The following is a 12,484-nucleotide window of genomic DNA, read 5'->3' on the forward strand; positions in this document are numbered from 1 at the left end:
CTACGTGGCGCCATCGGGGCGGGGCTGGGGCGTCGTGACCATCTGGTGACGCGACAACCGCTCCGCGCCGGCGTCGATGCCCGGCAGCTGCAGCGGCATGCCACCCAGCTTGTCGGCCGCCAGGTCCGTCACGATGCCCTCGACCTCGTCCCACGACGTCGCGCGCAGGCCCTCGATGTCGCGGTTGTAGGGCTGGTCGAAGGCGATGACGGTGTTGCCACGCTCCCGCAGTGCCCGGATGTTGTGCGGCGCGTCGTCGATGTAGGCGTCCGCCTCGACCTCGGGCTTGGCCCCCAGGAAGCACAGGTCGCGGTAGGGGATGCGGTGCTCGTCCAACCACGCGGCGGTGTCACCCACCGCCTTCTCGTGGCCCCAGTTGATGTAGAGCCGATGGGTCACGATCCGGATCCAGATGCCGGCGTCCGACAGCCGCCAGAGGGCGTCGGCCGCACCCTCGATCAACGGCATCGTGCGGAACAGGCCGTGTTCGAGCACGGCGATGCGGTGGTAGCGGGTGTAGTCGTCCGGGGCGAACCCCCACTCGGCGAAGTCCCAGCCCCGCTCGAGTGGCAACGACTCCGGGTCGAGATCGTGCAGACCGGCGTAGATCTCGCGGAACCGGCGGGTGTGGTCGCCCACGACCCCGTCGAGGTCGACCCCCAGGATGAACTGGTCGTTCGCCATGCCGTGTTGTTCCTGTTGCCGATGGGCCTCGATCGTAGTGGTGGTGCGGAGGTCCAGTGGTCGGGACCTCCGGGTGCCCGGCCGACGTGCGACCCGTCCCGGACCATGCAGGACCGGTCCGGTACCCTTGCACCCGTACGGGCCCGTGGAACGCGGCAACGCCGCGCAGCGGGCCCGACCCGCGTGCCGTGATCCGGCTCGACCGGCTCGCCGCGGGACACATCGACACCGACACGGCCGCGACTGCGGCCACCTCAACGACACACGCTCGCCGACGGATCGACCCCGGTGCCCGGGGGCCCTGCATCGCGCAGGCCCGGGTGGGTCGGGCGGAAGACGCGGGCGGAGGCCCAACCGAAACCAAAGGAATCTTCAATGGCTGTCGTCACCATGCGCCAGTTGCTCGAGGCCGGGGTCCACTTCGGACACCAGACCCGACGCTGGAACCCCAAGATGAAGCGCTTCATCTACGGAGAGCGCCACGGAACCTACGTCATCGACATCCGCCAGACGGTGGACTACATCGAGTCGGCGTACACCTTCACCCGCGACCTGGTCGCCAACGGCGGCACGGTGCTGTTCGTCGGCACCAAGAAGCAGGCCCAGGAGGTCATCCAGTACCAGGCCAACCGCGTGGGCATGCCCTACGTGACCGAGCGCTGGATGGGCGGGATGCTCACCAACTTCGAGACCATCAAGGGCCGCATCGGCCGTCTCAAGGAGCTGGAGGCCATGGAGTCCTCCGGCACCTTCGAGCTGCTGCCCAAGAAGGAGGTCCTGGAGCTCAACCGCGAGCACGACAAGCTCCAGACCAACCTCGGCGGGATCCGCGAGATGGGCAAGCTGCCCGACGCGATCTGGGTCGTGGACACCGTGATCGAGGAGATCGCCGTCAAGGAGGCCAACCGCCTCCACATCCCGGTGGTCGCCATCCTCGACACCAACTGCGATCCCGACGTCGTCCAGTACCCGATCCCGGGCAACGACGACGCCATCCGTTCCTCGGCCCTGCTGACCCGGATCATCGGTGACGCCTGCGCCGACGGGCTGCTGCTGCGTGCGTCCCGGTCGCCCGACGAGGAACTGCGTCACCAGGCCATGCAGGCCGCCTCGTCCGACGGTGGGGGCCTCGACGCCTCCGAGCCCAAGGCCGAGTGGGAGATCGAGCTCGAGCGCCAGCAGGCCGCCGAGCAGGCTGCCCAGGCCGGGGTCGACTCCTCCGAGGAGTCCGCCCCCGAGCCCGCCGACGACCAGGCCGCGGACGAGCCGTCCGGCGACCAGGTCCCGGCCGACGCCGCCGCCGAGTGACTGGCACGGTCCCGGCCGACCGCCGGGACCGTTGCCCATCCCTCCCGGACCACCCCGGACCCGACGGGTCCGTCGCGCCCCCGTGGCGCCGCCACCACCAAGGAACTCCCATGGCAATCTCTGCTGCCGACGTCAAGAAGCTCCGCGAGCTCACCAACGCGCCGATGATGGCCTGCAAGAAGGCCCTCGACGACGCCGACGGTGACCTCGACAAGGCCGCCGACCTGGTGCGTGAACGCACCGGCGCCAAGATGGACGCCCGCGCCTCCGAGCGCACCGCGTCCGACGGCCTGGTCTACACCTACGCCCACACCCCGACGCCGGGCGTGCCGCCCAAGGTCGGGGTCATGCTCCAGCTGTCGTCCGAGACGGACTTCGTGGCCAAGAACGAGAAGTTCCAGCAGCTCGCGCACCAGCTCGCACTGCACATCGCCGCCATGAAGCCGCTGGTCGTCCGCGAGGACCAGGTCGACGAGGAGATGGTGGCCAAGGAACGCGAGTTCGCCCGCAAGGAGGCGCTCGAGCAGGGCAAGCCCGAGCACATCGTCGACAAGATCGTCGACGGCAAGGTCGCCAAGGTCTACAAGGAGTGGGTGCTGCTCAACCAGCCCTTCGTCATGGACGACGACCGCACCGTGGCCGAGGTCATCTCCGAGACCCAGGCCATCCTGGGCGAGAAGATCGAGGTCGCCCGCTTCGCCCGCTTCGAAGTGGGGAACTGACCGCAAGCTCCCTTCTGTGCGCCCCCTCCTGGTGAGGGGGCGCACGGCGTTGGGGGGCAGGTGGGGTGGGTAGGCTCGGCGCGACCAGCCGGATCGAAGCGGAGTCACGCGTGCCCGAGCGTCCCGAGATGCAGCGCATCCTGCTCAAGCTCTCGGGCGAGGCGTTCGCCGAGCCCGGGACCAAGGCCGGGGTCGATCCCGAGATCGCCCGGATGGTCGCCGGGGAGATCGCCGAGGTCGCACGCCGAGGCATCGAGGTCGGGGTCGTGGTCGGCGGCGGCAACATGGTCCGCGGCGCGGCGTTCGCCGAGCGCGGCATGGACCGCTCGACCGCCGACCACATGGGCATGCTCGGCACGGTCGTCAACGCACTGGCGCTGCAGGACGCGCTCGAACGCGACGGGGTCGAGACCAGGGTCCAGACGGCGATCAACATGCAGGAGGTCGCCGAGCCCTACATCCGTCGTCGCGCCATGCGCCACCTCGAGCGTGGCCGGATCGTCATCTTCGCCGCCGGACTCGGCGCCCCGTACTTCACCACGGACACGACCGCCGCCCAGCGAGCGCTGGAGATCGACGCCGACGTCATCCTCAAGGGCACCCAGGTCGACGGCGTCTACGACCGCGACCCCAAGCTCGACGACGCGGCGACGCGCTACGAGCACCTCGACTTCCTGTCGGTCCTCAACCAGGGCCTGAAGGTGATGGACGCCACCGCCATCTCGCTGTGCATGGACAACCAGCTCCCGATCATCGTCTTCGAGCTGCTCCGCGAGGGCAACCTCGGCCGGGTCGTGGCCGGCGAGCCGGTCGGCACCCTGGTCACCAGCCGCGGCGCCTGAGGCGACGCGGCCGGGCCCCGCTCGGCCCGATCGGCAGCCCGCAGGTCGTCGGACCCGGCGCAGATGCCTCGCATAGCATGGGCCACCACGCCCGGTCCGTCGGGTGGACCGTTCGTGCCCACGGCCGACCAGAATCGAGTGCGACCCCATGAGTGACACGAGTGCCGACCTCACCCCCGACTCCGTCCTGCGCGACGCCAGCTCGCGGATGGACGGGGCGATCGAACGTGTGCGCGAGGACTTCGCCGCCATCCGCACCGGTCGTGCCAACCCCAGGATCCTCAACCGGATCCAGGTCGACTACTACGGCACGCGGACCCCGCTGCAGCAGCTCGCAAACTTCTCCGTCCCCGAGCCACGCATCCTCGTCGTCAACCCCTTCGACCAGTCGACCGTCAACGACATCGAGCGGGCGATCCGCGAGTCCGACCTCGGCCTCAACCCGTCCACCGACGGCCACATCATCCGGTGCATCTTCCCGGAGCTGACCGAGGAGCGACGTCGCGAGTACATCAAGCTCGCGAGGGCGGCCGCCGAGGACGGGCGGATCGCGATCCGCAACGTGCGACGCGACGCCCGCGACGAGCTCGACCTGTTGGAGGAGGAGGGCGAGATCAGCCAGGACGAGCAGAAGCGCCACGCCGACCGGGTCGAGGAGATCACCAAGCGCCACGTCACCACGATCGACGAGCTGCTCGAACAGAAGGAAGTCGACCTCCTCGAGGTCTGACCACCGTGACCGACCAGCTCCCCGACTCCGCGACCACGCCCGCACGTTCTGCCGGGCGCAACCTGCCGATGGCGATCGGCATCGGGGTGGTCCTGGCGGTCGCGTTCATCGGCACCACCTACTGGTCCCCGGCGGCATCGGCCACGCTCATCGGGCTGTTCATGGTCGCGGCGTCGATCGAGGCCGCGGCCCAGTTGCGTGAGCTCGGCCACCGCTCGATCGTCCCCGTGCTCGTCCTGACCGCGGTCGTCATCGCCGTCACCACGCTGCGGGCCGGTCACCTCGGCCAGGTCGCGGGCCTGCTGGTCCTGTTCCTCGGCAGTGCCGGCTGGCTGCTGGTCGGACCGGAGCGTCGCCAGGCGCTCCTGCGCCTCGGCACCACGGTGATCCTGGGCCTGTGGATCAGCCTGCTGGGGTCGTTCGCCGTCCTGATCGTCAACCTCGACGACCAGGGAGCGCCGCGGCTGCTGCTCGCGATCGGGGCCACCGCGTTCGCCGACATCGGCGCCTATGCCGTCGGGACCTGGATCGGACGCACGCCCGTGGCACCCTCGCTATCACCCAACAAGTCGTGGGAGGGCCTGGTGGGAGGGATCCTGGTCGCGGGCGTCGTGGCCGCCCTGGTGATCCCGCAGATCTCCGACCTGCCGGTGTTCGACGTCGCGGTCGTGGCGGTCGCGGTCGCGCTGGCCGGGTTCGTCGGCGACCTGTTCGAGTCGATGGTCAAGCGGGACCTGGGGATCAAGGACTTCGGCACGCTGCTGCCGGGCCACGGGGGGATCATGGACCGGGTCGACGGGATCCTGTTCGCCCTGCCGGTCGCCTACGCCGTGATGGTCGTGCTGTGAGCCGGGACCCCGCCGAGACCCCCGACACGGCTGGCCCCGACGCCGCCGCCGACCCGGCCAGCCCCGACGACGTCGCGGTGCTGGACCCCTACGACCTGGACCACGACGGCATCGCCGCCCTGCTGGAGGAACTGGACCAGCCGAGCTACCGGGCCGACCAGGTGGCGGAGTGGCTCGACCGCGGGGTGGACGATCCCCACCAGATGACCAACCTGCCCACGGACCTGCGGGCGAGCCTGGCGGCGCGCTTCGGCCCGACCCGCCCGCGCCTGGTCGCCCACTCCGTCGCCGACGCCGGGCGCACCCACAAGCTGCTGCTGGAGTACCACGACGGCGTCGCGATCGAGACCGTCCTGATGCTCTATCCCGACCGGGCCACGGTCTGCATCTCCACCCAGGCCGGCTGCGCGATGGGGTGCCCGTTCTGCGCGACCGGCCAGGCAGGCTTCCGACGCCAGCTCACCGCCGGCGAGGTGATCCGCCAGGTGATGGTCGCCCACGCCGTGCTCGCGTCGGGCCAGCTGTCGGCGGCCGTGGAGGTCCAGGCCGAGGAGTCGGGTGACCTGCGACTTCCGGACGGCCACCCCGAGCGGGTGACCAACGTCGTGTTCATGGGCATGGGCGAGCCGATGGCCAACCTGCCCGCCACCCTCGCCACCATCGACTACCTCCACGAGCGACTCGGGCTGTCCGCACGCAGCATCACGGTGTCGACGGTCGGGCTGGTGCCCGCGATCCGGCGGCTCGCCCAGCACGGCAAGCCGGTCACCCTCGCGGTGTCCCTGCACGCGTCCGACGACGAGTTGCGCGACGACCTCGTGCCACCCAACCGCCAGCACCCACTGGCCAGTGTCGAGGCGGCGATGGAGGACTACCGGGCCACGACCAACCGTCGGGTCTCGATCGAGTGGTGCCTGATCGGTGACGTCAACGACTCCGACGAGCAGGCGCGAGGGCTGGCGGCGATCGCCCGTCGCACCCGCAGCCACGTCAACGTCATCCCGATGAACCCGACCCCCGGCGTGCGCTGGAAGGAGCCCAGTGCCGCGGCGGTCGCACGGTTCATGTCCACCCTGGACGAGGCCGGCGCGAACGCGACCCTGCGGGACACCCGCGGTCGTGACGCGGACGCCGCCTGTGGCCAGCTGCTGGCCTCCTACACGCTGGGGCAGGGGCGCCGCCTCCCCGTCGCCGTCGGCGCGGCCGAGCGGATCGACGCCCGCCGGCAGGACCCGGAGTCGTGACCACCCGCCTCGTCATCCTCGGCTCGACCGGCTCGATCGGGACCCAGGCCCTGGACGTCGTACGGGCCCATCCCGAGCGCTTCGAGGTGGTCGCGCTGGGGACCGGACAGGACGTCGACGGGCTGGTCGCCCAGGCCGAGGAGTTCGGGGTCGACCGCCTCGCCGTGGCCGACCCCGACGCGGCCGCGTCGGCACCCGGCGGGCGGGCCGTCGCCGGGGGAGCGGCGGCGGTCGAGGAGCTGGCCGCGATCGAGGCCGACGTCGTGCTCAACGGCATCGACGGTGCGGCCGGCCTGGTCGCCACCATGACCGCACTCGAGGCGGGGACACCCGTCGCCCTGGCCAACAAGGAGTCCCTGATCGTCGGGGGCGACCTGGTCGTGGCCGCGGCCGACCGGGCCGGTGGTCGCGCGACCCACCTGCTGCCGGTCGACTCGGAGCACTCGGCCCTCGCCCAGTGCCTTCGCGCCGGCACGCCCCGCGAGGTCGCGCGGCTGGTCGTCACGGCGTCCGGTGGCCCGTTCCGTGGCCGTCGTCGGGACGACCTCCGGGACGTCACCGCGGCCGAGGCCCTGGACCACCCGACCTGGTCGATGGGCCCGCTGATCACGGTCAACTCGTCGACGCTGGCCAACAAGGGACTGGAACTGGTCGAGGCGCACCTGCTGTTCGACCTGCCGATGGAGCGGATCGAGCCGGTCGTGCACCCCCAGTCGATCGTCCACTCGATGGTCGAGTTCGTGGACGGCTCCACCATCGCCCAGTTGTCGCCGCCCGACATGCGGCTGCCGATCCAGCTCGCGCTGGGCTGGCCCGAACGGCTCGATCGCGCGTTCGTCGCCATGGACTGGACGAGCGCCACGTCGCTGGACTTCGAGCCCGTCGACCACGACGCGTTCCCGGCGCTGGGACTGGTCGTCGAGGCCGGTCGTCTCGGCGGGACCCACCCGGCGGTCGCCAACGCCGCCAACGAGGTCGCGGTCGAGGCCTTCCTCGACGACCGACTGGCCTGGCTGGACATCGCGACCGCCATCGCCGACGCCCTGGAGGCGCATGCCGGCGGCCACACGCCGGCTCCCCGCGACGTCGACGACGTCCTGGACGCGGACCGATGGGCCCGTGCGCACACCAGGCGGGCGATCGCGGCGCGCTGACCCGCGTGGCGCCACCGTGGCCGTGACGGCCGGCCCGGTGGCCGTGGCGGCCGGCCCGGTGGCCGACGAGGAATGCGGCACACTGGGGGAACCGTTGCGGCCGTGCCGGCGTCGAACGACCCCCCGCCCGGCCACCGCAACCGGTGACGCCCCGACCCGCTCCAGGAGCACCCCGTGACCGCCACCTTCGGCATCGTGGCCTTCGTGGTCGCCATCATCGTGTCGATCATGGTCCACGAATGGGGCCACTTCTCCACCGCGCGACGGTTCGGGATGCGAGCCGACAAGTTCTTCCTCGGCTTCGGCCCGACCATCTGGTCGACCCGTCGGGGCGAGACCGAGTACGGCGTCAAGGCGCTGCCGGCCGGTGGGTTCGTGCGGGTGCGCGGCATGGCCCGAGGCGAGGAGCGACGCCCCCCCGTCGGCATCGCGTGGGCCGACTCGGAGCGCCTCGCGGCCCAGCGGCGCGACCAGGCCGACGCCACCGGGGCCGACCTGCTCACCGTGCCGCTGGTGACCGACGCTGCCCTGGCCGACCTCGACCACCTCCTCGACGAGCGCGGCGCACCGGTCGACATCCGCCGGGCCATCCTCGACGACGTGCGCAGCGACGCGCCGTCCACCCCCGAGGCGGCCGCGTCGGTCGTCGCCGACGCCGTCGACCGCCACGTCCCGGCCGTTGCCGACGACGTCCCGGCCGACGCCCAGGAGCGGTTGTCGTCCCTGCACCACCGGCTCGCGCGTGGCGACGAGGGCCGCTTCTTCCACGATCGGCCCGCGTGGCAGCGGGCGATCGTGCTGGCCGCCGGGTCGTTCTGGCACTTCGTCATCGCGATCGTGCTGCTGTTCCTCGGTCTGCTCCTGCTGCCCCAGAACACCGGACAGCCCAGCAACGAGATCGCCTCGATCCAGGCCGGCTCGCCTGCCGAGGAGGTCGGACTGCAGGCCGGCGACCGGGTCCTGTCCGTCGACGGACGCGAGTCCGACGACTTCCTGGTCCTGCGCGACGCGATCCGCGAGCATCCCGGCGAGCCGATCACGATCACTGCCGACCGCAACGGCGAGATCCTCGAGCTCACCGGCGAGCCGGCGGCCGTGGAGGATCCCGACACGGGCGAGACCATCGGCCAGTTCGGCTTCGCGCCGGCGTTCGAGACCCGGCGATCCACGCTTGGCGAGGCCTTCGACGAGACCTTCCTCGGGGACCGGTCGGTGCCGGCCCAGGTGGCCGCCAGCATCGGGGCGATCGGCGACGTCTTCGGCCCCGAGGGCATCGGCCAGCTGTTCGGCGAGATCTCGGGCGAGGAGGAGCGCGAGGCCACGGGCGGCATCTCGATGGTCGGGGGTGCGGCGATGACCGGCCAGGGCGTCGCGGCCGCGGGCCTGATGTTCCTGGTGTGGATGATCGTGTCCGTCAACGTGTTCATCGGGGTCCTGAACCTGCTGCCCCTGCCGCCCCTGGACGGCGGGCACCTCGCCGTGCTGGGCGTGGAGGTGGTGACCAACCGGGTCCGCCGGCTGCTCGGCAGGCCAGCCGACTTCACGGTCGACCCCCGGACCGTGGCGGCGATCGCGCTGCCGGTCCTGCTGGTCCTGGGCACCGTCGGCCTCGGCCTCATCTGGCTCGACATCACCAACCCGATCCAGCTGCCGTGATGTTGCATGCGCCGCGGGTGGGCGGTGCGGGGACGGCTGGGGTGGACAGGGCGTCGCCGCCGGGGTGAGCGGGCCTAGGATCGCGGCATGCTGCGCGTGACGGACCTGGCCTTCACCCATCCCGGCGACGTCGGGGGGTTCTCGGACGTGTCGTTCATGGTCCCCACCGGCGCCACGGCCGGGCTGGTCGGCCCCAACGGGGTCGGCAAGACCACCGTCATGCGCCTGCTCGCCGGTGAGCTGCGACCCGACGAGGGGACGGTCGAGGCACCCGGCACCGTCCGGTTCATGCCCCAGGAGGTCGGGTTCGGTCCGGAGCAGGACGCGCGTGACATCCGCCGGCTGCTCGGCCGGTTCGCGCCGCCACCACTCGATGCCATCAACGCCGACCTGTGCGACGCCGAGGACGCCCTGGCAGGTGGTGACGACCACGCGGGCATCGCCCTGGCCGAGCACCTCGGCCGCTGGGGCGACCTCGGTGGCTACGACCTCGAGGGGCGCTGGGACGCGGCCTGCCGCCAGGTCCTCGGGGTCGGCTTCGACGACGTCGCCGCCCGCGACGCGACCACCCTGTCCGGCGGCGAGCGCAAGGGACTGGTGCTGGCCACGCTGCTGGGCGCGCCCGGGATCGACACGCTCCTGCTGGACGAGCCCGACAACTACCTCGACGTCCCGGGCAAGCGCGGCCTGGAGGCGGCCCTGGCCGCATCCCGCCAGACCATCCTGGTGATCAGCCACGACCGCGAGCTCCTGGCCGCCGCTCCCGACCTGCTGGTCACCCTGGAGGCCGGCGGCGCGTGGCTGCACCATGGCTCGTGGACGACCTACGAACAGGCCCGGCGGGACCGCCAGGAGCGGCTCGGGGACGCCCTCCAACGGTGGCAGGACGAGGAGCTCCGACTCCGTCGCTACTACAAGCTGCTCAAGGAACGGGCGCGCTACTACGACAACTTCGCCCCCAAGGCCGACGCGGCCGAGACTCGGTGGCGGCACTGGGTGGAGCAGGGTCCCCCTCCGGCCCCGGTCGCCGACCAGCGGGTCGGTGTTCGCCTGCAGGGCGGGACGACCGGGCGCCGGATGCTCAAGCTCGACGACATCGCGATCGACGGGCTGGTCGCCCCGTTGTCGGCCGACGTGCGCGTCGGCGACCGCATCGGCCTGATCGGGCCGAACGGGTCGGGCAAGACCCACCTCGTCCGGGTGCTCGCGGGTGACCTGGCCGACCACCGCGGCCACGTCCAGGCCAGCGACACCGTGCGGGTGGGCTACTTCCGCCAGGTCAACGCCCAGCCGGAGCTGGCCGGGCGCCGACCCCTGGAGGTCGTCGAGTCCGTGACCGGCAACACCGAGCGGGCGATGGGGGCGCTGGCCCGCTACGGACTGGTCGGCACCGCCCAGCAGGACTACGACACCCTGTCCGGGGGCCAGAAGGCTCGGTTGTCCATCCTGCTGCTGGAGCTCGGCGGGGTGAACCTGCTGCTGCTCGACGAGCCGACCGACAACCTCGACATCGACTCGGCCAAGGCATTGGAGGACGCCCTCGAGTCCTTCGACGGGGCGGTCGTCACGGTGTCGCACGACCGCGCCCACCTGCGTTCCCTCGCGCGGTTCTGGCACCTCGACCACGACGGCACCGTCCGCGAGCTCGACGAGGTCGACGACGCCCTGGCCGTGCTGGCCGACGGCATCGATGCCGTGCACCCCTCGGCCGCCATGCCCCTGCGACTTCCCTGAGTCGACACCAGCCCCCGCCACTCGCCCCGATGGATCGTGTGCTGCTCCCGTGCCCAGACGCACGGTGACGGCACACGATGAGTGCGCTCGCCGCCGCGGGAAGGTGGCGGCCGCGGATCGTGTGCTGGTCTCGTGCCCGGAGGCACGACGCCGGCACGGGAGGTGCTCCAGTCGACGTGCTCAGTCCTCGGACGCGTCACCCGTCCCCGATGTTGGCCACGGGTGACGTCCTCGTCGGGAGCGGGGTGCCGCGAGCGGACTCGAGTTCCCGACGCACCTCGTCCACGACCAGTCGGGGACCCTCGCGCAGGTCGGTGCTCGTGAAGTGGAGGAACTCACGCCACCCAGCTGCGACGATGGCGCGCTCGCGCCGCTCGTCGTCGTTGCGGTCCAGCCGACCGTGGTGCCAGCGGCGCGAGTCGAGCTCGATCGGCACCCGCTCCGGCAGGTAGACCGCGTCGACCACGCGGCGCCGGCCGGCACCGTCCACGACGGGGTGGTTCATGGCGGTCGGGGGCAGGCCTGCAGCCGAGACCAGGTGGAGGAATTCGGTCTCCAGTGGCGAACGACAGGCGGCGTCCAGCGGCGAGAGCTCGTCGGCCATGTCCAACACCACTCGCCGTCCTGCCACCGGCCCCAGTCGTCGAGCGGTCGCCCGCAGGGCGGTCGCGTCGGTGAGCTGCCGCCGGACACCCTCGGACAGGATGCGACGCAGGAGGGATGGGTCGAGGTCGGCGGCGACATCGAGGACGGTACGCGTGACCGTGGTCAGGGTGAACGGGCCGATCCGGGTGACGTCGCTGTCGTCGAAGCTCTTGGAGCGGTGCACGACCAGCCCCGGTGACGTCGGGAAGGAGCGCACGTGGGACAGGAGGTGGAGGGCTCGGTCCCCGATCCCGGTGGGGAGGTCCAGGTCGTGGATCCGCGCCGCGGTGGTGCGGGCGAGGACAGCGTCGCCACCGACGCTGAGCTGGGCCGCCATCGCCCGCGCCTCCCACGTCTCGGGCACGGCACGATCCATGAACACGCCCGGGAACAGCCGGGCGTAGCGTCCCCGACCGACCCGTCGAACGATCGTGCTGTCGGCGATGCCGCATGTCCGGGCCTGGGCATGGCTGAAGACACCGAACTGTCGTCGGCAGATGCTGGCGAGGCCGTGGTCGTGGGACACGCTGTCAGGGTTGCTCCGGCTGGCCGGCGGGGGAACGTCCACCGGGCGGCCTGTGGACGACAGGGGGCTGTCCCGGCTGCGGGGCCGTCTGGGTACGCGGGACTGGATCCCGTCGGCGGCCACGGATCCGTGGTGCCTGTCCCGGCCGCCGGTCACCGTGTGCGGCTGTCGAGCCGCGAGGCACGGGTCGGGCACGCGCGTCGAAGGGTCGCCGTGTTCGGGCCGGCGCGGAGTGCCGGCCCCGTGCTCCGGGGCACGGGTTCGGCACACGATCCGGTGGGCGTGCCCCGTCGGTGTCGGACTGCCCAGGCGTGCCCTTCTCGTGCCGGGAGGCACGAGATCCGCACACCGTCTGGGCAGGCATCGCGGGTGGGGGCGCCCATCGGGGGTG

General features: G+C 71.8%; 11 protein-coding genes. 9 read left to right on the top strand and 2 right to left on the bottom strand.

The window, feature by feature from the left end; translation table 11 throughout:
• Complete coding sequence (locus tag KR546_RS16565; RefSeq protein ID WP_238445832.1) at positions 1–684, bottom strand: 5' nucleotidase, NT5C type; 684 nt, start codon at positions 682–684, stop codon at positions 1–3.
• A gap of 375 nt (positions 685–1,059) precedes the next feature.
• Between KR546_RS16565 and rpsB the strand changes: the two genes are divergently transcribed.
• The 9 genes from rpsB (at position 1,060) to KR546_RS16610 (ending at position 10,922) form a co-directional block, all read left to right on the top strand.
• Positions 1,060–1,992, top strand: a complete 933-nt coding sequence (gene rpsB, locus KR546_RS16570; protein WP_238445833.1) for a 30S ribosomal protein S2 — start codon at positions 1,060–1,062, stop codon at positions 1,990–1,992.
• Between the two features lie 110 nt (positions 1,993–2,102).
• A complete protein-coding gene (gene tsf, locus KR546_RS16575) occupies positions 2,103–2,714 on the top strand; it encodes an elongation factor Ts (RefSeq protein ID WP_238445834.1) in 612 nt (203 codons plus the stop codon).
• A 128-nt stretch (positions 2,715–2,842) separates the two neighbouring features.
• Positions 2,843–3,556 (top strand): UMP kinase, encoded by a 714-nt coding sequence (gene pyrH / locus KR546_RS16580; RefSeq protein WP_238445842.1) that lies wholly within the window; start codon positions 2,843–2,845, stop codon positions 3,554–3,556.
• 148 nt (positions 3,557–3,704) lie between these two features.
• Positions 3,705–4,286, top strand: a complete 582-nt coding sequence (frr, locus tag KR546_RS16585) for a ribosome recycling factor (RefSeq protein ID WP_238445835.1) — start codon at positions 3,705–3,707, stop codon at positions 4,284–4,286.
• A 5-nt stretch (positions 4,287–4,291) separates the two neighbouring features.
• Positions 4,292–5,134 (top strand): phosphatidate cytidylyltransferase, encoded by an 843-nt coding sequence (locus KR546_RS16590; protein WP_238445836.1) that lies wholly within the window; start codon positions 4,292–4,294, stop codon positions 5,132–5,134.
• A complete protein-coding gene (gene rlmN, locus KR546_RS16595; RefSeq protein ID WP_238445837.1) occupies positions 5,131–6,378 on the top strand; it encodes a dual-specificity RNA methyltransferase RlmN in 1,248 nt (415 codons plus the stop codon). The genes KR546_RS16590 and rlmN overlap by 4 nt, the downstream gene beginning before the upstream one ends.
• Positions 6,375–7,532 (top strand): 1-deoxy-D-xylulose-5-phosphate reductoisomerase, encoded by a 1,158-nt coding sequence (gene dxr, locus KR546_RS16600; RefSeq protein WP_238445838.1) that lies wholly within the window; start codon positions 6,375–6,377, stop codon positions 7,530–7,532. Before rlmN ends, dxr begins: the two co-directional genes overlap by 4 nt.
• 174 nt (positions 7,533–7,706) lie before the next feature.
• Complete coding sequence (locus KR546_RS16605; protein ID WP_338019186.1) at positions 7,707–9,188, top strand: M50 family metallopeptidase; 1,482 nt, start codon at positions 7,707–7,709, stop codon at positions 9,186–9,188.
• 87 nt (positions 9,189–9,275) lie between these two features.
• Positions 9,276–10,922 carry an ABC-F family ATP-binding cassette domain-containing protein gene (locus KR546_RS16610; RefSeq protein ID WP_238445839.1) on the top strand — a complete coding sequence of 549 codons (1,647 nt, stop codon included), beginning with the start codon at positions 9,276–9,278 and terminating at the stop codon, positions 10,920–10,922.
• A gap of 196 nt (positions 10,923–11,118) precedes the next feature.
• Here the strand turns inward: KR546_RS16610 and KR546_RS16615 are convergent, their stop codons facing one another.
• Complete coding sequence (locus tag KR546_RS16615) at positions 11,119–12,093, bottom strand: type IV toxin-antitoxin system AbiEi family antitoxin domain-containing protein (RefSeq protein WP_238445840.1); 975 nt, start codon at positions 12,091–12,093, stop codon at positions 11,119–11,121.
• Positions 12,094–12,484: the final 391 nt, after the last annotated feature.

Source organism: Salsipaludibacter albus (assembly GCF_019798055.1).
Lineage (GTDB): Bacteria > Actinomycetota > Nitriliruptoria > Nitriliruptorales > Nitriliruptoraceae > Salsipaludibacter > Salsipaludibacter albus.